Annotated in this window: 21 protein-coding genes; 6 read left to right on the forward strand and 15 right to left on the reverse strand. The window is 70.2% G+C overall.

Annotation, left to right across the window (positions count from 1 at the left end):
* The first annotated feature begins 61 nt into the window (after nt 1-61).
* Complete coding sequence (gene hemB, locus AB0E67_RS16110; RefSeq protein ID WP_362026525.1) at nt 62-1,060, forward strand: porphobilinogen synthase; 999 nt, start codon at nt 62-64, stop codon at nt 1,058-1,060.
* Between the two features lie 99 nt (nt 1,061-1,159).
* Here hemB and AB0E67_RS16115 read toward each other — a convergent pair whose 3' ends face one another.
* From AB0E67_RS16115 to AB0E67_RS16125, 3 genes are all read right to left on the reverse strand, one after another.
* On the reverse strand, nt 1,160-1,729 hold the full coding sequence (locus AB0E67_RS16115) for a hypothetical protein (RefSeq protein ID WP_362026528.1): 570 nt from the start codon (nt 1,727-1,729) through the stop codon (nt 1,160-1,162).
* 37 nt (nt 1,730-1,766) lie between these two features.
* Nucleotides 1,767-2,123 (reverse strand): hypothetical protein, encoded by a 357-nt coding sequence (locus AB0E67_RS16120; protein ID WP_362026531.1) that lies wholly within the window; start codon nt 2,121-2,123, stop codon nt 1,767-1,769.
* Nucleotides 2,124-2,238: 115 nt separating this feature from the next.
* On the reverse strand, nt 2,239-3,453 hold the full coding sequence (locus tag AB0E67_RS16125) for an erythromycin esterase family protein (RefSeq protein WP_362026534.1): 1,215 nt from the start codon (nt 3,451-3,453) through the stop codon (nt 2,239-2,241).
* A gap of 58 nt (nt 3,454-3,511) precedes the next feature.
* Here AB0E67_RS16125 and AB0E67_RS16130 point away from each other — a divergent pair, with 58 nt between their 5' ends.
* Nucleotides 3,512-4,261 (forward strand): TioE family transcriptional regulator, encoded by a 750-nt coding sequence (locus tag AB0E67_RS16130; RefSeq protein WP_362026536.1) that lies wholly within the window; start codon nt 3,512-3,514, stop codon nt 4,259-4,261.
* Between the two features lie 338 nt (nt 4,262-4,599).
* Here the strand turns inward: AB0E67_RS16130 and AB0E67_RS16135 are convergent, their stop codons facing one another.
* The 4 genes from AB0E67_RS16135 to AB0E67_RS16150 all read right to left on the reverse strand — a co-directional run bounded on the left by AB0E67_RS16135 (nt 4,600) and on the right by AB0E67_RS16150 (nt 7,311).
* Complete coding sequence (locus AB0E67_RS16135) at nt 4,600-5,394, reverse strand: DUF4253 domain-containing protein (RefSeq protein WP_362026538.1); 795 nt, start codon at nt 5,392-5,394, stop codon at nt 4,600-4,602.
* 154 nt (nt 5,395-5,548) lie between these two features.
* Nucleotides 5,549-6,253, reverse strand: coding sequence for a 1,4-alpha-glucan branching protein (locus AB0E67_RS16140; RefSeq protein WP_362026541.1), 705 nt, complete (start codon nt 6,251-6,253; stop codon nt 5,549-5,551).
* Nucleotides 6,254-6,277: 24 nt separating this feature from the next.
* The gene (locus AB0E67_RS16145) at nt 6,278-6,529 is read right to left on the reverse strand and encodes a DUF397 domain-containing protein (protein ID WP_362026543.1); all 252 of its coding nucleotides are present in this window, start codon (nt 6,527-6,529) and stop codon (nt 6,278-6,280) included.
* Entirely contained in the window at nt 6,526-7,311 is a 786-nt protein-coding gene (locus tag AB0E67_RS16150) for a helix-turn-helix transcriptional regulator (protein ID WP_362027060.1), read from the reverse strand. Before AB0E67_RS16150 ends, AB0E67_RS16145 begins: the two co-directional genes overlap by 4 nt.
* Nucleotides 7,312-7,462: 151 nt before the next feature.
* Here AB0E67_RS16150 and AB0E67_RS16155 point away from each other — a divergent pair, with 151 nt between their 5' ends.
* On the forward strand, nt 7,463-7,873 hold the full coding sequence (locus tag AB0E67_RS16155; protein ID WP_362026546.1) for an ATP-binding protein: 411 nt from the start codon (nt 7,463-7,465) through the stop codon (nt 7,871-7,873).
* Nucleotides 7,874-8,202: 329 nt separating this feature from the next.
* Here AB0E67_RS16155 and AB0E67_RS16160 read toward each other — a convergent pair whose 3' ends face one another.
* The 3 genes from AB0E67_RS16160 to AB0E67_RS16170 form a co-directional block, all read right to left on the reverse strand.
* The gene (locus AB0E67_RS16160; RefSeq protein WP_362027062.1) at nt 8,203-9,792 is read right to left on the reverse strand and encodes a BBE domain-containing protein; all 1,590 of its coding nucleotides are present in this window, start codon (nt 9,790-9,792) and stop codon (nt 8,203-8,205) included.
* A gap of 354 nt (nt 9,793-10,146) precedes the next feature.
* Nucleotides 10,147-10,890, reverse strand: coding sequence for a hypothetical protein (locus tag AB0E67_RS16165; protein WP_362026549.1), 744 nt, complete (start codon nt 10,888-10,890; stop codon nt 10,147-10,149).
* A 166-nt stretch (nt 10,891-11,056) separates the two neighbouring features.
* On the reverse strand, nt 11,057-11,812 hold the full coding sequence (locus tag AB0E67_RS16170; RefSeq protein WP_362026552.1) for a DUF4232 domain-containing protein: 756 nt from the start codon (nt 11,810-11,812) through the stop codon (nt 11,057-11,059).
* A 366-nt stretch (nt 11,813-12,178) separates the two neighbouring features.
* Here AB0E67_RS16170 and AB0E67_RS16175 point away from each other — a divergent pair, with 366 nt between their 5' ends.
* Nucleotides 12,179-13,696 carry a helix-turn-helix transcriptional regulator gene (locus AB0E67_RS16175; protein ID WP_362026554.1) on the forward strand — a complete coding sequence of 506 codons (1,518 nt, stop codon included), beginning with the start codon at nt 12,179-12,181 and terminating at the stop codon, nt 13,694-13,696.
* 205 nt (nt 13,697-13,901) lie between these two features.
* On the opposite strand, the gene argS is transcribed toward AB0E67_RS16175, so the two are convergent.
* Nucleotides 13,902-15,668 carry an arginine--tRNA ligase gene (argS, locus tag AB0E67_RS16180; protein WP_362026557.1) on the reverse strand — a complete coding sequence of 589 codons (1,767 nt, stop codon included), beginning with the start codon at nt 15,666-15,668 and terminating at the stop codon, nt 13,902-13,904.
* A gap of 519 nt (nt 15,669-16,187) precedes the next feature.
* Here argS and lysS point away from each other — a divergent pair.
* Complete coding sequence (gene lysS / locus AB0E67_RS16185) at nt 16,188-17,963, forward strand: lysine--tRNA ligase (protein WP_362026560.1); 1,776 nt, start codon at nt 16,188-16,190, stop codon at nt 17,961-17,963.
* A gap of 137 nt (nt 17,964-18,100) precedes the next feature.
* Here lysS and AB0E67_RS16190 read toward each other — a convergent pair whose 3' ends face one another.
* The 3 genes from AB0E67_RS16190 to AB0E67_RS16200 form a co-directional block, all read right to left on the reverse strand.
* A complete protein-coding gene (locus AB0E67_RS16190) occupies nt 18,101-19,768 on the reverse strand; it encodes a DUF2637 domain-containing protein (RefSeq protein ID WP_362026563.1) in 1,668 nt (555 codons plus the stop codon).
* A 397-nt stretch (nt 19,769-20,165) separates the two neighbouring features.
* Nucleotides 20,166-20,996 (reverse strand): DUF3558 domain-containing protein, encoded by an 831-nt coding sequence (locus tag AB0E67_RS16195; RefSeq protein WP_362026566.1) that lies wholly within the window; start codon nt 20,994-20,996, stop codon nt 20,166-20,168.
* Between the two features lie 212 nt (nt 20,997-21,208).
* Nucleotides 21,209-22,033: a DUF3558 domain-containing protein gene (locus AB0E67_RS16200; RefSeq protein ID WP_362026568.1), complete on the reverse strand. Its 825-nt coding sequence runs from the start codon at nt 22,031-22,033 to the stop codon at nt 21,209-21,211.
* Nucleotides 22,034-22,204: 171 nt separating this feature from the next.
* On the opposite strand from AB0E67_RS16200, the gene AB0E67_RS16205 reads away from it, so the two are divergent.
* Nucleotides 22,205-23,398, forward strand: a complete 1,194-nt coding sequence (locus AB0E67_RS16205) for an RtcB family protein (protein WP_362026571.1) — start codon at nt 22,205-22,207, stop codon at nt 23,396-23,398.
* Between the two features lie 177 nt (nt 23,399-23,575).
* On the opposite strand, the gene AB0E67_RS16210 is transcribed toward AB0E67_RS16205, so the two are convergent.
* Nucleotides 23,576-24,334, reverse strand: coding sequence for an SDR family NAD(P)-dependent oxidoreductase (locus AB0E67_RS16210; RefSeq protein WP_351521346.1), 759 nt, complete (start codon nt 24,332-24,334; stop codon nt 23,576-23,578).
* Between the last annotated feature and the right edge of the window lie 69 nt (nt 24,335-24,403).

Consider the following 24,403-nt stretch of genomic DNA (forward strand, 5'->3'; position numbering starts at 1 on the left):
GCTGGTTTTTCCGGTACAGGTGTCGGTAAACCGGTGATGTGTACGGGTCTAGTCTCGAAGCATGACTGTGTACGGAAACTTCCCCGGCTCCCGCCCCCGGCGGCTGCGGACGACCCCGGCGATGCGGCGCATGGTCGCCGAGACACGGCTCGACGCGGCGGACCTGATCCTGCCCGCGTTCGTACGCGAGGGCGTCGACGCGCCCGTCCCGATCTCGGCCATGCCGGGGGTGTACCAGCACACCCTGGACACGCTGCGGAAGGCCGCCGCCGAGGCGGTGTCCGCGGGCGTCTCCGGGATCATGCTCTTCGGTGTTCCGGCGGACGAGAAGAAGGACGCCCGGGGCACGGCGGGCACCGACCCGGACGGCATCCTCCAGGCCGGTCTGCGGGCGGTGCGCGAGGAGGTCGGTGACGACCTCGTCGTCATGTCGGACCTGTGCCTGGACGAGTACACCGACCACGGTCACTGCGGTGTGCTGACCGCCGACGGCCGGGTCGACAACGATGCGACGCTGGAGCGGTACGCGGAGATGGCCCAGGTCCAGGCCGACGCGGGCGCCCACGTGGTCGGCCCCAGCGGCATGATGGACGGCCAGGTCGGGGTGATCCGGGACGCGCTGGACCAGACGGGCCACGAGGACGTGTCGATCCTCGCGTACACCGTGAAGTACTCCTCGGCGTTCTACGGGCCGTTCCGCGAGGCGGTCGGCTCGTCGCTGAAGGGCGACCGCAAGACGTACCAGCAGGACCCGGCGAACACCCGCGAGTCCCTGCGCGAGCTGGCGCTCGACCTCGAAGAGGGCGCCGACATGGTCATGGTCAAGCCGGCCGGTCCGTACCTCGACGTCCTGGCGAAGGTCGCCGACGCGGTGGACGTGCCGGTCGCCGCGTACCAGATCAGCGGCGAGTACGCGATGATCGAGGCCGCCGCCGAGAAGGGCTGGATCGACCGGGACGCGGCGATCCTGGAGAGCCTGACCGGCATCCGCAGGGCCGGTGCGCAGATGATCCTCACGTACTGGGCGACGGAGGTCGCGCAGCGGCTGGGCGGTCGCTGACGTTCCGCCCGGCGGGGGACGAGCGCCGCTGGGCACGGGCGCCTGCGCCGTGAACGAGCCCCTGGAGTACGAGGCGGGGGCGGGACCGGGCCGCGCCGCCTACGCCGGGTCGCCGGGGGTGCGGCCCCAGGCCGTGAGGACGCGGGCCGCCGAGCGGCCGAGTTCGGGGTCCCGGGCGAGGGCGCGCAGCACGTCGGCGCGGGCGTCGCTCGGGCCCGCCTCTTCGAGGGCGGCGAGGGCGTTGTAGCGGACCAGGACGTCTTCGCCGTCGTCGCCTGTGCCGTCGTCGCCCGCGCCGCTGTCCAGCATGGCGGCGGCCAGGGTCTTGTGCACGGCCGGGTCGTCGGCGTAGGAGCCGAGCGCATGAGCCGCGTACTGGCGGACCAGGTCCTCGTCCAGGTCGTCGAGCGCGGCCAACAGGGCCCGGGCGACCGTCCGGGCAGTGCCGGGATCGGACGGGGGCCACAGGCGCAGGACCGTGGCGGCCTCCACCCGGGCCAGGTCGTACTCGTGCGGGTCGGCGACGACGGATGCGAGGAAGGGCGCGGCCTGGACGGCGGTGTCGTCGGTGCCCAGTTCGGCGACGATCGCCCGTCGGCGGTCGTCGTCCGCGGGCAGGGCGCGGAACTCCTCGACGAGGCGGTGGAGATCGCTCGCGGGCTGCGGCATGGGCGGGGTCCTTCCGGGCTTCGGGAATCCGGCTCTGTCAGGGCCAGTCGACCATGGCCGTGAACACCAGCGTCGCGAGGAGCACGACACCGGGGGCGGCGAGGGCGAGGGCGAGACCGGCGGGCGGCCTGCGCCGCCGGAGGACCCAGCTCGCCACCAGGGTGATCAGAGCCAGCACCAGACCGCAGGTGAACACCGTCCACGCAGGCGCGAAGCTCGCGTCGAACCGGTGGGCCTCGGCCCCGTTGCAGGGATCGCAGGCCATGGGCGAGAGCCCGGCGTACATCAGCGCGACGCACGCCAGCGGAAGCGTCACGACCGTGGAGAGCAGCGAGGCGATCCAGGTGCGCGGCGGGCGGGGCGCGGTGATGTCGTCCATGAGGTTCTCGGTCATGTGTACGAGTCAACGCGGCTTCCTCGTGGGGCACATGAGTGCGGGTACTCATCGCGGCGCCCGGTGCCCGGCGTCCGGCGCCCGGTGGGGCGCCGGACGCACAGGACCTAAGGGCCTAAGACGGGTTCCGGCTCTGCGGGACGTCCTTGACGAAGACGATCCCGTCGCTGCCCGCCAGGTGGGCCGGGTCGAACGGGGCGTAGCCGAACCAGGGGGATACGCGGGGCGCGGGCCGTGTGTCGCCGAGGGCGGCGGCCAGCCGCGGGGCGTCGATGACGCAGCGGTCTTCCGGGAGTGCGTACAGGAGTCCTTCGACGGTGTCCGGGGGCGGGGTGCCCACGCCCTGGTGCCGGATCGTGCCGAGGGCCGTGGCCACGAAGGCGTACTCCTCGCCGAGCCGGGTGCTGACCAGTGCTCCGGCGCTCCACCACTCCACCGGCCCCTCCCACATCCGCATCGTGCTCTTCTCCCGCTGGAGATGGGAGTTGTGGGCGTGGACGAGTGCCGGGCCCCGAGCGGCGATGGCGAGGAGGTTGTGGGCCATCATCAGATCGCGCAGCGCGCACAGCCGGGTCATGCGGGCCGGGGAGGTGTCGGCCATCCAGTAGTGGTAGCGCAGCAGGCCGGTGGCGGTGCGCCCGTACAGGCGTGCTCGGTCCCAGTCGTCCCGCGAGGTCGCCGTGATCAGGTGCGGCGTCTGCGCGTCGAGCAGCGCCACCAGATCGTCGGCGAGCAGCCGCAGTCGACCGGCCTCGGTCGACTGCCCCACGGACTGGGCCGGGTCCGTCATCGCGGCGGGATCGGTCCACCGGTCGTCGGCGCCGAGCAGTCGGTCGAGCGTTTCCCCGGTGCAGGGGAGCAGGGCCGCGTCCACCCGGGCCGAGAGGTAGCCGTGGAGTGCGGTGAGGGCCTGCCGGGGGCTCGCGGCGCCGGTGATCTCCAACGGGCCGTCGAAACCGGCGAAGCGGAGCCGCTCGGACATGGGCCGGCCGTCGTTGTAGGCGCGCATCCAGCGCACGAGCTCGCGGTTGGCCGCGGAGGCCCCCCAGCCGTGGCTGAAGCCGTGCTCCATGACCTCGTCGAGGGTGCCCGTGCCCGAGGTGACGTAGTCGTCCACGACCAGGCCGCTCATGCAGTCGCTCTCGATCGTGATCGTCCGGTAGCCCTCCTCCTCGACGAACTGTCGGAAGAGCTCGTTGCGCAGGTCGAGCAGAGTGTCCTCACCGTGTGTGGGCTCGCCCAGCGCGAGCAGCCGGGGCCGGGTCGGGAGCAGCCTCATGACGGCGGCGGCCTCGACGGCATGGGCGGTGTCCTTGATGTCGGTAGCCATGCCTTAAACGGTATCGTTGAACCTTCGGTTGAAACTTTTCCGCGATATCGTCAGCATCATGGGGCGAAACCTTCAAAGCGGCGAACGACTCAGGCCGGTTGATCTGGCGCGCGGCCATGGTCTGTCCACGCAGGCGGTCAGGAATTACGAGGAGGCCGGCATCCTTCCGGCCGCCGGTCGCACCCCCCACGGCTACCGCACCTACACCTCGCTGCATGCGGGGGCCCTGCGCGCGTTTCTCGCCCTGGTGCCCGGCCACGGCCACCGGACGGCGACGTCGATCATGCGGGCCGTGAACCAGGGCGCGGTCGATGAGGCGTTCCGCCTCATCGACGAGAGCCATGCCCAGCTCCTCGACGACCGGCGGACCCTCCATGCCGTGGAGACCGCCCTGCGCGACCTGGAGCCCACCACGGGGCCCGAGCCCGGTGCCGGGACCGGGCCGGCCGAGGGGGCCGGGCCCGGCGGCACGTTCATCGGGCCGTTGGCGGGCAGGCTCGGGATCCGGCCCGCGACGCTGCGCAAATGGGAGCGCGCCGGGCTGGTGAGCCCGCGCCGCGACCCGCGGACCGGGTACCGCGTCTACGACGAGGCCGATGTACGGGACGCCCGGCTGGCCCACCAGCTCAGGCGGGGCGGATACCTGCTGGAGAAGATCGCCCCGCTGATCACCCAGGTGCGGGCGGCCGGTGGGCTGGAGCCGCTGGAGGCCGCCCTGAGCGACTGGCACGGTCGGCTGTCCGCTCGCGGGCGGGCGATGCTGACCGGGGCCGCCGAGCTGGAGGCGTACCTCCGCAAGCGCGGATGAGACTTCGGCCGCCGGCCCAAGAGGGGGCGTCGGCCGAAGAGGAGTCGCTGGTCGAAGGGAAGTCGCCGACCGAAGAGGGGCGTCGGCCGAGGAGAACGGGCGCGGACGAGACTTCGGCCGCCGGTCGAAGAGAACAGGCAAGCAGCACCCGCCGCACGCGCAGCCGCCCCACCGCCGCGTCGAACAGCGTCGTGTGACCCTCACCGGTCGTCCACGCCCGTGCCGTCATCCGACGGACACCCCGGCGAGGGGCGCCGACTACCCGGGACAGCACACGGCCGTCGGCCGGGCCGCGAAGCCGAGCCGGTCGGGCACCGGTGGTCGGCGCAGGAGCCGGGTCAGTCCCACCAGAACGACCAGGTGGACTGGTCGAGCAGATTGCTCCTGGCGTAGTCGTCGAGGTCGTAGGGCGGGCTCTGGTTGATGTTGTCCGGGCAGAACGCGAAGTGCTCGGCGGCGAGCGCCCGTGCCTCGTCCAGGGTGGTGGGCGGGCGGCCGACGGTGACGGTCAGGGTGTCGAAGCCGAGCATCAGCACCCGTATGTCGTAGCGGTCCTCCCAGGAGCGGAGCACCGCGCTGAGCCGGGCCACGTCGTTCTCGTAGTTGAGCGGGCCCGACCAGCCGATCGCCGTGAGGATGTCCGCGCTGCGCCGGGCCGGGACGAGCGCCGCCCGTACGCTCGGGAACCAGCCCTCCGGGCCGGTGCACATGTCGGCCGTCTCGGCGGCCAGGCCGTCCGGGGACCGGGTGGAGCCCGTGTCGGCAGGGGCGGGGGCCAGGCCCGGCCATTCGGCGTGTGCGGCGTCGAGTTCTTCGGGCGCGCACTCGGCCCAGTACTCGGCCAGCACCTCGGCGGCGTCGTGGTCGCCCGGGTACGAGGTGCCCTCCGGGTTGAGGTCCCAGTCCTCGAACCACTGGTCGTGCCGGCCGCCGTCGATCAGGACGGGCAGCAGCCCGAGGGGCCGCCCGGCCGCGCGCAGCCGGGACCAGTCCCCGGGGACCACGGGCGCGTCGGTGTACCAGAGCAGCGGTTCGTGCCAGGTGCCGTCGATCGTGGCATCCACCAGCGAGCCGGGCGGAAGCTGGAGCCCTGAAGCGGCCAGGGACGGGAGCGGGTTCGGGAGCGTCGCCATGGTGCCGAGCGTACGGGCGGCCACTGACATTGGCAGTGGTACGCGGTTCCGGAGCACGCCGCTCGACCGCGAGGGCCGGGGGCGGCGTGCGTCCGGTTCGGTAGCGCCGACTCGGTGTGCGTCCGGTCCGGCACACGTGCGTTCGGCGTGCGGTCTACGGGCGCGCGTGGCTCACGACGGCGAACAGGGCGCGTGCGGTCGTGCCGTCGGGCAGCGGCCAGCCAGCGGTGACGCGGCCCAGGGTCGCCTGTTCGTCGACCTCCTGGCCGGGCCGCAGAACGCGGTTGATGTGGATGGCCAGCCGATGGCCGTCGGCCGCCGTCGCGTCATCGGCCGCCGTCTCCACGTCCGCCGCCGTCTCCACGAGGAGGTCCGTGCCGTCCGGGGTGTCGGACACGGTCGTGGAGACGATCGCGGACGTGACGCGGACGGACTCCGCGAACGAGGCGGTGACGGACGGGTCGGGGGTGTGGCTCGTGCTCTGCATCTGTGCTTCGGCCTCGCCGATGACGAGCGCGAACAGCTGCGCGACGAGCACCGGGTCACGCGTGCCGTCGTAGACCCACCGAGTCCCCAGCTCTCCATGCTCGGTGGTGCCGATCAGGGCTTCGTCGGCGCCCGCGATCGGTGCGCCACGATAGCTGAACGGCACCTGGTACGTGACCGGTTGGTCCCCCGAGGTGTCGGTGACGGCCATGAACTCGATGCCGACCTCGCCCTCGGGGTCGTCCAGCCGGAACCCTCCGGCCTTCACCAGCTCGGGCTCGCCCTTGCCTCGGTACCAGGGCTGGGTGGGCAGCCAGGTGGTGAGGAGTTCCAGCTTGGTGGGCGTCAGCGTGGTGCGGTGGATGAATGCCATGGCCGGTGGGTCTCTCCTGCGGGATCAGTCGGTTCGCTGGTCGGAGGCGAAGTCGGCGAACGCCGCCCAGGTGGTGGGGGTGAGGGTGAGGATGGGGCCTTCGGGGTTCTTGGAGTCGCGGACGTGGATGGCGGCGGGGTGGGCGGCCACCTCGACGCAGGCACCGCCTTCGCTGCCGCTGTAGCTCGACTTGCGCCAGTCGTAGGCGACTTCGAGGCAGGCGCCGCCTTCGTCGCCGCTGTAGCTGGACTTGAACCACTCAAGTGTGCTGCTCATCGCTCTCCCAGCAGACGGTCCAACAGACCCACGGTGTCTTTGGGGTTGAGGGCCTGGGCTCGCAGCATCGCATATTTCTGAGCGAGGATGCTGGTCTCGTCGGGGTCGGAGACGAGCAGACTGCCGCGCGGGGTCTCGGAGTAGGCGATGTGCTGGAAGTCCGGGGTCTCCAGCAGAATGAAGGGGCCGTCGAGTCCCGCGTGGGTACGGCTGTTCAGTGGCAGCACCTGGAAGCAGATGCCGGGAAGTCCGGCGCAGGTCCGCAGATGGCGTAGCTGTTCCCTGTGCGCCTCGTCGTCGATGAGTTGGAGCGTCAGGACCGGTTCCCAGACGACGAAGCTGATGGTCGGGGGCGAGGAGCGGCGCAGGATCTCCTGGCGCTGGAGTCGCGCCTCCGTCTGGTTCGCGATCTCCTCCTCGCTGAAGACCGGGACGCGGTTGCGGAAGACCGCTTCGGCGTACGGGGCCGTCTGGAGCAGGCCCGGCAGTACCTGGTTGTCGTACCAGGACAGAGCGAGCGCGTCCTGCTCCAGGTCCACGTACTGCTCCGCCCACGCCGGGATCAGGTCCACCTCCGGCAGGTTGCCCACCGCCATCTCCAGCGCGCCCTTCGTGCCGAGCAACTGGTCGAGATGGCTTGCCAGATCGGGGAGGAGCGAGCGCCTGCCCTGCTCGATGGAGGCGATCGTGTCGACCTGATGGCCCACACGGTCCGCCAGTTGGGCTTGGGTCAGGCCGTTCGCGACGCGGTACAGACCGACGAGCTTGCCCACGAGTTTCATTGCCGACGCGTTCTTGCGCTGCCGCTTCCTGGGGTGCATACGAATCGAACTCCCACCGTTGTGCGTACGTCACGCGCGCACCGCCCGTACAAGGAAGGAGTACGAGTGTGCGTACTGTGGCAGCGTAGTCACAGGATGTGACTCTCGTTTCATGAATGAGACGATGCAACTCTCGTTGCTGCGCGAGCGGTTCTGTCGGCGGGAGCGCCGATCGGTGTCCGCCGCACGGGAGTTCGTGCGAGCCGCCGTGGCCGACTGGGGGTTCGGGGCGCGGCTGGACGACGTACTGCTGTGCGTGAGCGAGCTGGCCACCAACGCGCTGGTGCATGGAGTGCCGCCGGGGCGTGGGTACGTGGTGCGGTTGCTGCTGCGCGAGGGCGGGGCGGCCCTGCGGGTGGAAGTGCATGACAGCGGGGGCGGGGAGCCCGCGGTGCGGGAGCCGGGACCCGGACCGGCGGGGGAGTCGGGGCGGGGACTGCTGATCGTCGCGGCGGTGGCCGACCGGTGGGGAGTGGGGGAGCGTGACCCGGGCAAGGTCGTGTGGTGCGAGTTCGGGGTGTGAGCGCACCCGTGGTCTTGGGCCACGGGCAGGGTCGGCCTTTTTTGGGGAGAGGGGCGGACTTGTGGGCGCCCCTGGGGAAGCCACCCGATTTACCTTCGACAGGATTGAGTCGTCCGGGAGCATGGCGGTGCGAATTCAAGAATGTGAGTACAGATGTGTTGCAGTAGACAGTTGAGTTGCGTGAGGGGATCACGCCGAAATCTGCGGGAAAAGGATAGGGGTGCAGTGAATTATCTGCCCCGGGTGACCGTTGGGCGCAACGGTGACCGGCCCTCTCCCGTTCCCGCCGACGGGGCGACGACGGCGGGGCGGGAGAGGGCGGCGGTGTGTCAGCTCCTGGGCCGGGTGATCGACTGCGCGTGACGGAAGTGGTTCTTCGGGTCCCACTCCTGCTTGATCTGCTGGAGCCGGGCGTAGTTCTGGTGGTAGTAGAGACGTGCGTAGTCGGACTTTTCCCCGAGGCCGTTCGTGCCGAGGTCGATGTCGGGGTAGTTGACGTACGCTCCGTCGGTCGTTATGTCGTAGTGCTTGTCTTCCTTTCTGCTGGAGCTGACCTCCGGTATGCCGCCGGTCTCCTTGTAGACGTCGGTGTAGAGGCCGCGAAGGTAGCCGAGATGGGCCTCGTCCTTGCTCTCGTCCGTCCAGTAGGTCTGGTACTGGAGCTTCATGATCGAGTCGCGTTGCGGGACGGCCGTCTCGGCGGACTCGCGCGCGTTGATCCGGCAGCCGTACGAGTCGATCTGCACCAGGGTGTGTTCGAGATCGATACGGGGCTCATCCCGGGTCAGCCAGTCCCAGAAGGCCCTGATCTGCACCTTCGTGAAGGGCTTGCGGTGGTAGGCCGACTTGTACTTCCCGCGCTGGTTGGGCCCGGACCCGTTGAGCGTCATGGTGGCCTGGAACCACGGCATCTTGCGGTGCATGTCCGGGTAGGGCAGGAAGAAGCTGCCGACGGGGTGGAGCTGGGCCGTCGCCGAGGCCGTCATGCCGCTTTCGAGGTATTCGAGGAACTTCTTCAGGTCCGCCGGGTCGTCCTTGGTCCACTGGCAGGTCAGAGTGACGTTCTTGCTCGACTTGTGGGTGAGGCGGAACAGGACGAACAGGTGATTGAAGACGTTCTCGTCCTCGGCGCTGTGCTCCGCGAAGAACCTGCCGAAGTTGTCGACCAGCACATCGAAGTTCCGCCTGCCGTCCTCGGCCTTCTTGTGCAGGTCGTCCCAGCTCCAGGCCACGTTGCTGATCCAGACGTTTTCCGGCGGCTCGGGGAGGTTCGCGAAGTGGTAGCGCAGGATGATCCCGAAGTTCCCGCCGCCGCCTCCGGTGTGGGCCCAGAAGAGGTCCCGCTTCGCCTGGTCCCTGTCGTTCTTGTGAGCCTTCGTCACCTCGGCTTCCTTGCCGTTGCGCACGGTGACGACGTCGACCTGGACGAGGTGGTCGACCGTCAGGCCGTGCTCCCGGGACAACAGCCCGTACCCGCCGCCGCAGACGTGACCGCCCGCGCCGACCGAGTAGCAGGAGCCGCCCGGCACGGTGACCCCGAACTCGCGGAACAGGGTGGTGCAGATGTCCCAGTTGGTCGCGCCCGCCTCGACGACGTACGTGGGCTCGCCGAACACGTCCTTGCCCGCGTACACACGCCTCATGGGACTGAGGTCGAGGATGACGCCCCCGGTGTTGTCGACGAACCCCTCGTAGCAGTGCCCGCCGGCCCGGACGGTCGGCCGCAGGCCCTCGCCGAGCGCGCGGTTCAGTTGCACTACGGCGTCGTCCTCGTCCTGGATCAGCCGTATGTATTCCGGCCTGCTGCCGAATCGCTGGTTGAAACCCTGGCTCAGGGTCTCGTACCGGGTCTTGTCATCCGGGGTGATGCTCCCCGGAGGCGGAGTAGGCGTACTCCCGGCGGATGCAGCCGAGCCGATGTCCGCCCTGTCGGTCGAACCGGCGGATGCCGCGGTGGTCTCTCCGGCATTGCTTCCCGGATGCCCGCGACGAATTTTCTTTCCCCCCATGTTGCTACTCACTTCCTCGGTGTCGAAAAGCTGACATCCGCACGCTAACAACGGAGTGAGTGAGGGGACCTCGGTATGGATGAATACGGCAATGAGAGCAGCTTATTGTCCGGATCAGGTCGGTCGTACTGGCGAATCCCTTACTGTCGAGCCCGCTGCCAGAATTCTGCAATAAAGCTTCATTATCTGCGGTCGTTGAAACCCCCGGGCCGGATCCGCCCTGGGCAACTGCGTCAGCGGTGGAACCGAGGGGGGCTTTGGGCCCTACAGCTTCTTGCCGCACAGGACGCGCTCGTTCTTCAACTTGTCGGAGTCGATGAGCGGATTCTCGGTGAATACGGCGTCGGCCTTGTAGTCGCACGGATCGCTGAAGCCGCCCAGGATCTGGTCCTTGAGGATCTCGACGATCTTGTGGGTGGCGCCGTCCTTCCGGCCCTTGGTCCGGCACGCGGCCTCCGTGACCGCGTCCCCCTCCTTCGGGTCGCTGTGCACGCAGTCGCCGATCTCGATCCTGGGGCCGCCGCCTCCGCCCGGGTCGCCGGGGTGCGGCGGCTTCAGGTTGCGCATGCAGGCGTACCCCTCGCCGGTCGGCCGCGTGTGCTCCAGCGTGGCGAGGCTGACCGGTACGTCGATCACGAAGTCGGTGTTCCGGGCGCAGACCGTCTCCGAGAAGGGGAAGGCGCTGCCGCTCTCCAGCCGGAGGGTGACCTGTGCGGTGGCCTCGGGGGCGTCGCACGGGACCTCGCGGTACGCTCCCGACTCCTTGCCCTCGGGCGCCGCGCACTCCTCGTCGTCGAGGTACTGCGTGCCGTAGGACGGGTTCACGCTGGGGCTGGGGGTCGGGCTGCCGGACTCCCCGCCCGTGGCGTCGTGGTACCCGGTGGCCTTGCCACAGCCGGTGAGAAGTGCCAGCGACACGGTCATCACCGCTGCTGCCGCGATCGAAGTGGCCTTCGTGGCGCGCCTATGACGCGACGCCAGTGGTCCGTTGTTCGTTCCTGTATGCACGCCGTCCCCCTCGGGTCTCGATCCTTGGATCTTAGGATCTACTGCCCTTGGGGGAGCGGTGAGTTGTCGGCCCGGCCCTACGATTTTCGGCCCGGTGTGCGAGGGCTGCCCAGGAGGTGAGGGGCTGCGTCGCAGGCGAGCGGCTGGACCGCAGGTGAGTGCCTGCTCAGTAGGTGAGGGCGAGGTCCATCTCGCTCTGCCAGTAGGTGACGAAGCCGTTGTTGCCCCAGACGGTCTCGGCCGGGAGCTTCAGTTCCGCCGGGGAGCCCGTGGAGCCCGAGTTGCTCTTCCCGGTGAAGTACACCGTCAGGTGCGTGCTCTTGTTCAGGTCGGTGCCGTCGGACTCACCGAACAGCCCGATGGAGGCGTAGGCGGACTGGCCCGGCTCAAGGGCGACCACGGCCTGCGGGATGCTGTCGCGGAGGACCGGGAAGGCGGCCTGGGCGTCGTCGAAGCGGAGAGCCGGCGCGTGGTACGCGTAGCAGGGGCGGTTGCCCGTGTTGGTCGCGGTGAGCAGCAGGTGGTTGATGGGACGGCTCACCTTGCTGACGGTGACCTTGGTGTTGTCGCCGGTGCAGGTGACGGGGGTGCCGTTGGTGTTGCCCTTGGTGCCGCTGCTCGTCCCGCCGTTGCTCGTTCCGCTGCCGGAGTTGGAGCCGGAGCCGGAGCCCTTGGAGGTGCCGGCGGCGTTCTCGGCGGGGGCGTTGGGATTGCCGCCCGCGTCCTCCGCGTCGTCGTCGGCGGTCTTGCCGGTGTCCGTGCCGGTCGTCGAGGACTGCTGGTCGCTGCTGCTCGCTACCGGAGCGGCGGCGCCCGCCTTTTCGGCCGCGGCGTCGTCGTCGCCGGTGCAGGCGGTGAGGGACAGGGCGGCCAGGAGCGCGGTGGCGGCGAGGGCGGTGGTGCGGAAGCGGTTGCTGCGCATGGTGAAGGTACTCCCCGTGAGAATTGGTTCGAGCAGAGTCGAGTTGAGGTCTGTATGTGCGCTGAGGCCGTGTGCGGTGTGGTGGTGGGCCGCTCAGTGACGGCAGCTCAGGTACACCACGATCGCGGTCGTCACGATCAATACGCCGATGGCCACGGCATCGATGGGCTCGATGCGGAAGGGGGTTCGCATTGCGTCGTCCCGGTGGTTTCTGCGGTGTGGTCACAGATTGCGGGACGTCGGATTCCGGCCGCAACGCCGAATGGACCATTGGGGAAGCTGGAATGCCTGCGCGTACGCTGACCTGGGCAGATTCCACGTCCCTGGAACGGCGTTCCGGGACGGACGAGGAGGGGGAAGGCCGCAGTGGCGACGCCGGAGGCCGAGGATTTCGCGGCCCTGCTGAAGGAACTGAAGGGACGGTCGGGGCTCAGCTACGGGGTGCTCGCCGGAAGACTGCACGTCAGCACGTCGACGCTGCACCGGTACTGCAACGGGGACGCCGTTCCCAACGACTACGCGCCGGTGGAGCGGCTGGGGCGTCTGTGCGGGGCGAAGCCGGACGAACTGGTGGAGCTGCACCGGCGGTGGATCGTCGCCGATGCGGCGAGACGGCGCCCGGCACCGGCGGCCGAGTCCGCCTCCGCTCCCGTCTCGGCCCCTGCCTCGGCCTCGGCTTCCGGGACGGCTTCTGCTGTTGCTCCTGATCCGGCTCCTGCTTCCGGGCCCGTTTCCGGGTCCGCTTCCGGGCCGGGGACCGTTCCGGAGCGTGATGCTCCGGTGGTTGGTGGTACGGCTTCGGCCGAGGGGACCGACGCGCGGCCCGCCGAGAGCGGGGACCGGGACGGCGGCAGTGCGGGGGACGACGGGAGCGACATGGCCGCGACCGGGTCCGGGGCTGCGACCGGTACCGGTACGGCGGCCCGGTCCCGGCGGTTCCGGTCCTCGCCGCGCATGCGCGTCCTGCTCGCCGCGGCGGCCGTGGTCGCGCTCACCGTGCCGACCACGATGGTCGTCAGCAAGCTCTCCGGGACGGGAGACGGCGCGTTGAGCAACGCCCCTATGGTGGACGGGGTGAAGAACGACATGCCCGCGCCGCCCGCGGGGGAGGACAGGAAAGGGACGACCGCATCACCGGGTACGCCGAGTGCGTCGGCCACGTCCGGGGCCAAGCGGACCCCGTCCCTGAAGCCCGGGGGCGGGTCTTCCGGCTCCGCGTCGGCCGGGAGCGGCAGGGGGGCCGGGGCCGGTGGTACGCGGACGGGCGGGGGCCTGCCCGTGAGTGCCACGATCAGCTCGTACAACTGGGCGGCCCCCTGCGGGCAGTACTACGTCCTGGACCGGGAGCCGGAGAACGTGCCCCCGCCTCCCTCGCCGCAGGACGCCCGCGGCTGGGCGAGGGCGCTCGGCGGGGTGGACGGCGGGCACATGCAGCTCGAACTGACCCTGCAGGGGAAGTCGGGCGACGCGGTCGTGCTGGACGACCTGCATGTGCGGCAGGTCGCGAGGAAGGCTCCGCTGCCGTGGTCGGCGTACTCGATGGGGGAGGGGTGCGGGAGCGGCATCACGCCGCAGACCTTCGACGTCGATCTCGACGACAGCCGGCCGGTGCTCAGGCCGGTCGCGGGGGAGAAGGCCGGCAAGCCGGTGCCGCCGAAGGACTTCCCCTTCCGTGTGACGTCCACCGACGTGGAGGTCTTCGACCTCGACGTCCATGTCGAGGCGCACGACGTCAGCTGGTACCTGGAGCTGGACTGGAACAGCGGCGGCCGCAAGGGCACGTTGCGCATCGACGACGGCGGGAAGCCGTTCCGTACGAGCGCCATCGAGACCCGGCCGCTGTACAAATACCGGTACGACACGGTCCAGTGGGCGACCGAATGAACCACCGCGGCCGCCCACCGGGCTGGTGGGCGGCCGCGAGGCGGTTCGTTCCGCCGTACTGAGATTCGCGCCGGAAGCACTCGAAGACGCTCAGAAGCACTCGGCGACGCGTCGGAAGTGCTCGGAGACGCGTCGGAAGTGCTCGGAGACGCGTCGGAAGTACCCGGAGACGCCCGCGAGCGACGTGTCAGTGCTCGGAGACGCGTCAGAGGCGCTCGGGGGTCCTGATGCCGAGCAGTTCCATGCCCTGACGCAGGGTGCCGGCGGTGAGGTCCGAGAGGAAGAGGCGGTTCTCGGCCACGTCCTGCGGGACGTCGGACTTCAGCACCGGGCACTGGTCGTAGAACGTCGTGAACATCGACGACAGCTGGTAGAGGTACGCGGCCAGGCGGTGCGGCTCGTACGCTGCGGCGACCTCGGCCACGACCTCGCCGAACTGGTCCAGGTGCAGGCCCAGCGCGCGCTCGGCCGGGGCCAGCTCCAGCTCCGGGTGCGGCTGCGGCTTCAGCTCGCCCGCCTTGCGCTTGATGGAGCAGGAACGGGCGTGCGCGTACTGGATGTACACGCTGGTGTCGCCGTTCAGCGAGACCATCTGGTCCAGGTCGAACTTGTAGTCGCGGGCGGCCGACGTGGACAGGTCCGCGTACTTCACCGCGCCGATGCCGACCTGCGCGGCACGCTCCGCGATCTCCTCCTCGGTGAGGTCCTGGGCCTTCTCGCGCACGACGGCCGACGCCCGGTCGATCGCCTCGTCCAGCAGGTCCGCCAGCCGGACCGTCTCGCCCTCACGGGTCTTGAACGGCTTGCCGTCCTTGCCGAGCACCGTGCCGAACGCGAGGTGCACGGCCTTGACGTCCTCGTTCAGCCAGCCCGCCCGGCGGGCCGTCTCGAAGACCATCTTGAAGTGCAGGGCCTGCCGCGCGTCCACCACGTACAGCAGGGTGGACGCCTTGAGGTTCTGGACCCGGTCGCGGATCGCGGAGAGGTCCGTCGCCGCGTAGCCGAAACCGCCGTTCGACTTCTGCACGATCAGCGGCACCGGCTCGCCGTCGGTGCCCTTCACGTCGTCGAAGAACACGCAGAGCGCGCCCTCGGAGCGGACGGCGACGCCCGACTCCTCCAGCAGGCGGCAGGTCTCCGCCAGCATGTCGTTGTAGCCGGACTCACCGACGATGTCGGCGTCGCGGATCTCCATGTCGAGCTTGTTGAAGACCGAGTAGAAGTAGATCTTCGACTCGTCGACGAAACGCTGCCACATGGCGAGGGTCTCCTCGTCACCGGCCTGGAGCGCGACGACGCGGTCCCGGGAGCGGGCCTTGAACTCCTCGTCGGAGTCGAAGAGCGCGCGGGACGCCTTGTAGAGGCGGTTCAGGGAGGACATGGCGGCCTCGCCGTCGCCCTCGGCGCCCTCGTGGTTCAGCTCGCCCGGGTGCTCGATCAGGTACTGGATGAGCATGCCGAACTGGGTGCCCCAGTCACCGATGTGGTGCCTGCGGACCACCGTCTCGCCCGTGAACTCCAGGATCTGCGCCATCGCGTCGCCGATCACCGCGGAGCGGAGGTGGCCGACGTGCATCTCCTTGGCCACGTTCGGCTGGGCGTAGTCGATGACGGTGGTGCCCGCGGCGCTGTTGTACGGGACACCGAGGCGGCCGTCGTCGTCCGCGTCGCGCGCGGCGAGGGTCTCGATGATCGCCCGGTCGCTGAGCGTGATGTTGAGGAAGCCGGGGCCGGAGACCTCGATCTCCTTGACCGGGCCGCCCGCCGGGACGGCCGCGGTGACCTGGGCGGCCAGCTCGCGCGGGTTGCCCTTGAGCTTCTTGGCCAGGGCGAGGATGCCGTTGGCCTGGAAGTCGGCCCGGTCGCTTCGTCGCAGCAGCGGGTCCGCGGTGCCGGCGTCCGGCAGTGCTGCCGTCAGGGCGTCCGCGAGCTGCTGCCGGAGCGTGGAAGCGAGGGAATTGACCGAGGCCATGGGCTTGGATGCCGTTTCCGTAGGGGTACAGGGGCACAGTGACGCGGCACGATGGCTGCGAAGTATCACACCAGTATTCCACGGTGGGTGAACCCGTTTTCCGGCGTCGTGGCCGGGCGTCGTCGCCCGTTCGGCATCGGTCGCCGGTCCGGCGCCGGTCGGGCCCCGGACAGAGCCGTCCCCCGGCACCGGCCGGGCGCCGGGCAGGTCCGTGTTCCGGCTCGGGGCCGGGCGTCGGCAAAGCCGTTTTCGTGCTACTGGTGGGACCTGGGAGAATGGTGGACGTCCCGTACCGGTTCGACAGGGCCTTCCGGTCCCCGACCGGTCCCGTCCGTGCCGACCGGTTCCGAATGGCTCCGGCCGGTACTGACAGGTCACGGGTACTGGCAGGTCGTCGGCAGGTCGCTGGTACCGACCGGCCCCGGCAGACCTCGGCAAGTCCCGACAGGTCCCCCACAAGGGTCCCCGACAGGTTCCACAGAGGGTTTTGTCCCTACGAGTCCCACAAGAGAGAAGGACGTGCAGACCGTGGCTCAGAGTCAGAGCAGCACCGAGGCCGACTGGGTCTCCCGCTTCGCGGACGATGTCATCGCCGAGTCGGAGCGTCGTGCGCCTGGCAAACCGGTCGTCGTCGCGTCCGGTCTCTCCCCGTCGGGCCCGATCCACCTGGGCAACCTCCGCGAGGTCATGACCCCGCACCTGGTCGCCGACGAGATCCGCCGCCGCGGGTACACCGTGCGGCACCTGATCTCCTGGGACGACTACGACCGCTACCGCAAGGTCCCGAACGGCGTCCCCGGCATCGACGAGTCCTGGGCGGAGCACATCGGCAAGCCGCTGACCTCGGTGCCCGCCCCGGCCGGGTCCGCGTACCCGAACTGGGCCGAGCACTTCAAGGCCGCCATGACCGCCGCGCTGGGCGAGCTGGGCGTCGAGTTCGAGGGCATCAGCCAGACCGAGAAGTACACCTCGGGGGCGTACCGCGAGCAGATCCTGCACGCCATGAAGCACCGCGCCGCCATCGACGCCGTGCTCGACCGGTACCGGACGAAGAAGGACCCGGCGGACGCGGCGGCCAAGGGCGGCAAGGGCGGCAAGAAGCCGCAGCAGCAGAAGAAGGTCGACGAGGCGGAACTGGCGGCCGAGGCGGGTTCCGGCGCGGCCAGCGAGGACGACGGCAGCGGTGGCTCGGCCGGCTACTTCCCGTACAAGCCCTACTGCGGCAACTGCGAGAAGGACCTCACGACCGTCACGTCGTACGACGACGACAGCACCGAGCTGAACTACACCTGCACGTCCTGCGGCTTCGCCGAGACCGTCCGGCTGAACGAGTTCAACCGCGGCAAGCTGGTCTGGAAGGTCGACTGGCCGATGCGCTGGGCCTACGAGGGCGTGGTCTTCGAGCCGAGCGGCGTGGACCACTCATCGCCGGGCTCGTCGTTCGTCGTCGGCGGCCAGATCGTCCGCGAGGTGTTCGGCGGAGCGCAGCCGATCGGCCCGATGTACGCCTTCGTCGGCATCTCCGGCATGGCGAAGATGTCCTCCAGCAAGGGTGGCGTGCCGACCCCGGCCGACGCGCTGAAGATCATGGAGGCGCCGCTGCTGCGCTGGCTGTACGCGCGCCGCAAGCCGAACCAGTCCTTCAAGATCGCCTTCGACCAGGAGATCCAGCGGCTCTACGACGAGTGGGACTCGCTGGTGCGCAAGGTGGCCGACGGCTCCGTGCTCCCCGCCGACGCCGCCGCGTACAGCCGGGCCGTGGGCACGGCCGCCGGTGAACTGACGCGCACGCCGCGCCCGCTGTCGTACCGCACGCTCGCGTCGGTCGTCGACATCACGGGCGGGCACGACGAGCAGACGCTGCGCATCCTGAGCGAGCTGGACCCGGAGAACCCGCTGACCTCGCTGGACGAGGTCCGGCCGCGTCTCGACCGCGCCGAGAACTGGATCACCACGCAGGTCCCGGCCGAGGCCCGCACCATCGTCCGCGACGAGCCGGACAAGGAACTGCTCGGCTCGCTGGACGACCAGGGCCGGGAGTCGCTGCGACTGCTTCTGGAGGGACTGGAATCGCACTGGTCGCTGGACGGTCTCACCACGCTCGTCTACGGCGTGCCGAAGGTGCTGGCCGGTCTGGAGCCGGACGCCAAGCCGACGCCCGAGCTGAAGGTCGCGCAGCGGTCGTTCTTCGCGCTCCTGTACCGGCTGCTGGTCAGCCGGGACACCGGGCCGCGGCTGCCCACGCTGCTGCTGGCCGTGGGCGCGGACCGGGTGCGCAGGCTGCTGGGCGCGTAACCGTTTCGGGGTATCGCTGAACGCGGATCGCCGGGTGCTGAGGATTCAGCCCCGGCGATCGGCGTTCCCCGGCTGATCCGTGAGAACCGAGCGATCGCCGGAGTACGAGGCCGCCCGGTACGGGCGCACCTCCTATGTCAAGCGATGTGGTTCTCGGCCATCTCGTTGTCGAAGCGCTGCTTGAAGCCCGGCAGCATACGGCGGAGCAGGGCCGCGCCGCGGGGGTGATGGATGTTGTGCACGTCCGAGAGGTGTATGTCGAGGACCTCGGCACTGGGGTGGGCCTGGTGCGTGAGGGTGTACTCGGCGAAGACCTGGTACGCGACCGTTCCGAACTCGACCTCGGACTCGACCTCGGAGCCGGACTCGACCTCGGCCTCGGGCCGGGATCCGGTCTCAGGCCCGGACTCGACCTCGGGCCCGGATTCGGGTGCGGGTTCCTCCTGCTGCGCTTGGGCCGCTGCCTGCTGCTCTTCGGGGGCCGGTGCGGGCTGAGGAGCCTGCTGAGCTTGCTGGGTCTGCTGAGCTTGGTGGGTCTGCGGTGCCTGCTGGGTCTGCTGGGCCTGGTGGGTCTGCTGCGCGTGTTGGGCCTGCTGCGCCTGCTCGTCGTGCTCGGCCTGCGGCATCGGCCGGGAGGCCGCGGTGCGCGGCTCGGGCACGGCGCCGATCGTCCCCACGTTGCCCAGCGGACGGGTCCGGCCGCCGGGGCCGAGCGGGACCTGCACCGGCATGGGCTCCAGGCCCTCGACGTACGTCGGGTCGTACGCGCTCCGGTGCGCGTCGTTCGGCACCGGGGACGCCGCGAACCACGGGCTCTCGTGCGAGCCCGGGCCGTCCTGGGGCCACTCGCCGGCCGCCGCCTCGTCGCCGGGGCGAGCGTGCTGCGGTTGCTGCTGCTGCTCGTACTGCTGCGGGTGCCCGGGCTGCTGCCCGTACGCCTGCTGTTGCTGTTGCTGTTGCTCCGGGTGCCCCTGGTGCTCTTGGTGCTGCTGAGACGCGAGCGCCTGCGGGTGCGCCTGGGACTGGGGCCGCGTCTGCGGCCCGGTGTACGGCAGCTCGGGCGGGAACTCGTCCGGCCCGGCCGCGGACAGGGCGGGCGCCGGGGGCAGGAGCGCCGGTTCGATGCCCGCCGCGGCCAGCCCGGCCCCGGCGGTCTCGGCCAGCGGAACGCCGTACTTCGCCAGGCGCAGCGGCATCAGGGACTCGACGGGCGCCTTGCGGCGCCAGCTGCGGCCGAAGCGGGCCTGGAGCCGTGCCTGGTAGATCAGCCGGTCCTGTTCGAGCTTGATGACCTGTTCGTACGAGCGGAGCTCCCAGAGCTTCATCCGTCGCCACAGCCGGAAGGTCGGCACCGGGGAGAGCAGCCAGCGGGTGAGGCGCACCCCCTCCATGTGCTTGTCCGCCGTGATGTCGGCGATCCGGCCCACGGCGTGCCGGGCGGCCTCGACGGCGACCACGAACAGCACCGGGATGACCGCGTGCATGCCGACGCCGAGCGGGTCGGGCCAGGCGGCGGCGCCGTTGAAGGCGATTGTCGCGGCGGTCAGCAGCCAGGCCGTCTGGCGCAGCAGCGGGAACGGGATGCGCAGCCAGGTCAGCAGCAGGTCCAGGGCGAGCAGCACACAGATGCCCGCGTCGATGCCGATCGGGAAGACCAGCGAGAAGTCGCCGAAGCCCTTCTGCACGGCCAGCTCGCGCACCGCCGCGTACGAACCCGCGAAGCCGATCCCGGCGATGAGCACCGCACCGGCGATCACGAGCCCGATGAGTACCCGGTGGGTACGTGTCAGCTGCATCGCGGCCACCCGCGTTCCCCTCCCTGCTCGTTTGTTGAGAGCGACAGCCTGGCACACGCGTGCGAGAGGGCGTGGGGCGGGCACCGCGGAACGTGGTCAGGAGCCGGGGGCGGTTCCCGGCGCGCGGCCTCGGTGTCGGCCCCGGTGCCGTTCCAGGGATCAGACCTGTGAACGGGGCCGTTCAGCCCCATGACCGGGGCCGTTTCCCCATGAAGCGAGACCGCCCCTCCTGCGGCCCGGCCGTGTTCGGGCGGGCCGTACGGCCGAGCGGGCCCCATGGTCGGCCGGACCTCACGGCCGGACCTCACGGCCGGGCGGGTGGTAGCCGTGAGGTACGTCCGCCCACCCGCCGGCTTCACCGACTCCCTGTTCTACTGGCTCCGCTTCACTGGTGCCGCTCCCGGCACTAGCTCGGCTTCTTGGCCGTGTCCTTCTCGCCGGGCTCGACCGACTTCCCGGACCCCGGCTTCGCGTCCGGCTCACCGGACTTGTCCGGTGTGGTCGTTGCGTCCTGCTTCGCGTCAGCGGCGGCGACCGCCGCCACGGCCTCCTTGGCAGCCTTTTCGGCGCCCTTCAGGATGTCCTCGGCGGACGGCGTCTTCGAACCCGCGTAACCGGCACCGTTGTAGGTGAGGGTGACGACGACGTTCCCCGTACGCGCGACGACCGTCGCGTACTTGAAGTCCTCGCTCGTCTTGGTGAGGTCGTACGTGATCCTGGACGCCTGCTCGCCGATGCCGGTGACGGGCGCCTCGGCGACCTTCTTCGCACCCTCGGCCGCCTTGGCCTTGACGACCTGCTTCGTGAAGTCCTGCTGCGCGCGCTCGGCGCCGCTGCCCAGGGTCTGGTCCGAGTCGAAGCGGGTGAAGCCGACGTCGAGCCAGCGGTACTGGGACCCCTTCACACCCTTGTCGTCGAGACCGTTCCAGGAACAGCCCGCGCGGTAGGAGATGTCGCTGGACTTGGCCGCCGTGCCGTTCTTGGGCTTCGCCTCGGGAACCAGGGAGGTGATCGTCTTCTTGCCGACCGACGTGCACGGGTTGGGAAGCTGGGCGAACTTCGCCGGTTCGACGGTCGGTTCCGACTTGGGCGCGTCCGGTGCCGTGGACGACGACGGCGAACCCGAGTCCTTGGTGTCCTTGTCGCCGGAGTCCGACGAGCAGCCGGCGACGACGAGCATCACCGGAACGGCGGCGCAGGCGAGTATGCGGGTGAGTCGCGGGGCTGAACGGTGCATGGTTCCTTCACTCGGTGGCGCGGCGGGCAGGGGCCGCGCCGGGGTTCGGGCGCGGTCTGCCGGGTGGCCGTGCACGGTCGGTCGGCGGGTGCCGGGCGGGGTTCCGGAAGGCGTTCCGGACGGCCACCGTACGACGGACGGGGCTCGGGCGTGGCCCCGGACGGGGATCTCGGGAGTGCGGTCGGCGGCGTGGCGGGGCGCGGCGGGCGCGGCTACTCGCTGAACTTCTCGACCAGCTCCCGGGCCAGCGATCGGGCTCTGTCCTGCAGTTCCTTGCTGTCGGGGACCACGCTGGGGACGGTCGGCTGCTCGGTGTAGTCGACGGTCACGATGACGTTCGATGTGCGAAAGACCACGCTCACCACGCGGTTCTGGGCGGTGGAACCGGCGCGGACGAGACGGTCGTCCAGGAACGCGCTGTCCCCGAGGCCGTCGAGGGTGCGCGGCAGCAGGCTGTCCTCCGTGCCGTCGCCGTTCTCGCCCTCGTCACCCGTGTCGGTCCCGCCACCGCTGCTGCCGCCGTCGCTCGTGGGGGACGAGTTGGTGTGCGGGACGGTGCCCGAAGGGGGCGGGGTCCGCTGCTCCGTTTCACCGGGCGTGGCGGACGGCGCGGTGAGGCCGGTGGCGGTCACCTTCTTCGCATACACCTCGCGGGCTCGGTCGTCGTCGCTCACCGAGGGGTCGTAGGACACGACGCGCTCGAAGTCGACGGAGAGGGTGTGCGAGGAGCCGGGGGCCTCGGCCTTCCAGCGGCAGCCGACCCGGCGGTCCGTGTCGTACGTGACGTCGGCCGTGCCCTTGTACGCCTTCTTCTGCTGGTCCTCGGGCAGTTCGGCAGCGCCGGGGAGCAGGTCCTTCAGCGAGGACGAGGAGACGGCGCGGCAAGCGTCGAGAAGCGTGCGGTACTTGCCGGGGGCCGCCGTGGTGGCGGTCGCCTCGCCGGGCTTGCTGTCGGCGGCCGAGCCACCGGTTCCGGTGCCTGCACTGCAGCCGACGACAAGCGCTGCCAGCAGTGCGGTGCCGGGTACGTACGCCATTCGCCGCACGGTCCTGGGCTCCCTTCGCGCGAAAAACTGTTGCCGCTCTACGGCGGCCACTGGAGACAATGTGTATCGCACACGCCGCTGTGAACGCCGGTCGAGCGACTCATTTGCCGACCTTGGTGCCGGTTTTGCTCTTTCAGGCTTTTCGGGGGATTAGAGGAACTTATGTCGTATGTAGAGGTGCCGGGCGCCGAGGTCCCGATACGCATGTGGGCCGATCCCGCGTCGGTCGAGGACGTCGCGATGCGGCAGCTGCGCAACGTGGCCACCCTGCCCTGGATCAAGGGGCTCGCCGTCATGCCGGACGTCCATTTCGGCAAGGGCGCGACGGTCGGTTCGGTGATCGCGATGCACGGTGCGGTCTGTCCGGCGGCGGTGGGGGTGGACATCGGCTGCGGAATGTCCGCGGTGAAGACCTCTCTGACGGCCAATGACCTGCCAGGCGACCTGTCCCGGCTGCGCTCGAAGATCGAGCAGGCCATCCCGGTGGGGCGCGCGATGCATGACGACGCCGTGGCACCCGACGGGCTGTACGGCTTCCGCGCACCGGGCTGGGACGACTTCTGGGCGCGGTTCGACGGGGTCGCCGAAGCGGTCCGGTTCCGTCGGGAACGTGCCACGAAGCAGATGGGGACGCTCGGTTCGGGCAACCACTTCATCGAGTTCTGTCTGGACGAGTCGGGCTCGGTCTGGCTGATGCTGCACTCCGGCTCGCGGAACATCGGCAAGGAACTGGCCGACTTCCACATCGGGCAGGCGCAGAAGCTGCCGCACAACCAGGACCTGATCGACCGTGACCTGGCGGTGTTCATCGCCGACACCCCGCAGATGGCGGCCTACCGGAACGACCTGTTCTGGGCGCAGGAGTACGCGAAGCACAATCGCGCCATCATGATGGCGCTCTTCCAGAACGTGGTCCGCAAGGAATTCAAGAAGGCCAAGGTCACGTTCGAACCGGTCATCTCCTGCCACCACAACTACGTGGCGGAGGAGCGGTACGACGGCATGGACCTGCTGGTCACCCGAAAGGGCGCGATCCGCGCGGGCTCCGGCGACTACGGAATCATCCCGGGCTCGATGGGGACCGGTTCGTACATCGTGAAGGGCCTCGGGAACGAGAAGTCCTTCAACTCGGCCTCGCACGGCGCCGGCCGCAAGATGAGCCGGAACGCCGCGAAGCGACGCTTCTCGACGCGCGACCTGGAAGACCAGACGCGGGGCGTGGAGTGCCGCAAGGACTCCGGCGTCGTGGACGAGATCCCGGCGGCGTACAAGCCGATCGAGCAGGTCATCGAGCAGCAACGGGACCTGGTCGAGGTCGTGGCCAAGCTCAAGCAGGTGGTGTGCGTGAAGGGCTGACCCCCGCACCGCACGCCGAAGCCCGCCGCCACGGGGGAGCGGCGGGCTTCGGCGTGCGTGGGTGGGGGTGTTGAACGTCGTGTCCCGGGCGCGGGCGGCGTGCCGGAGCCCTTCGTCGTTCCGGCCGAGGGCCGGCCCGACCGTCGTTCGCGGTTCGGGCCAGGGACCGGCGCGGGCTCAGGCGGTGCGGTGGACCTTGGTGTTGGATGCCTGGGCGCGGGGGCGGACCACCAGGAGGTCGATGTTGACGTGGCTGGGGCGGGTGACGGCCCAGGTGATGGTGTCGGCCACGTCGTCGGCGGTGAGCGGGGCCTCGACGCCCGCGTACACCTTGTCCGCCTTCTCGGTGTCGCCGCGGAAACGGGTGGTGGCGAACTCCTCCGTCTTGACCATGCCGGGGGCCACCTCGATGACGCGGACCGGGGTGCCGACGATCTCCAGGCGGAGGGTCTCGGCCAGGACGTGTTCGCCGTGCTTGGCGGCCACGTAACCGCCGCCGCCCTCGTAGGTGGCGTGGCCCGCGGTGGAGGAGAGGATCACGATCGTGCCGTCGCCGCTCTCGGTGAGCGCGGGCAGCAGGGCCTGGGTGACGTTGAGTGTGCCGATGACGTTCGTCTCGTACATCTGGCGCCAGTCGGCGGGGTCGCCGGTTGCGACGGGGTCGGCGCCGAGCGCACCGCCCGCGTTGTTGACGAGGACGGCGAGGCGGCGGAACGCGGTGGCGAACTCGTCCACCGCGGCACGGTCGGTGACGTCCAGGGCGTAGGCCGTCGCCTGGTGGCCCGCCGCGTTGATCTCGGCGGCGAGCGCCTCGATGCGGTCCTTGCGGCGGGCGGTCAGAACCACGCGGTAGCCGGCGGCGGCCAGCTGCCGGGCGGTCGCGGCGCCGATGCCGCTGCTCGCTCCGGTGACGACGGCGATCGGGGTGGCGGCCATGACGGTCTCCTCGGGCAGCTGATCGGTACCGGGCCAGGATAGGCAGGCGCCGGGGCGGCGGTTGCGTGC

This window comes from Streptomyces sp. NPDC032161 (assembly GCF_040636995.1).
GTDB lineage: Bacteria > Actinomycetota > Actinomycetes > Streptomycetales > Streptomycetaceae > Streptomyces.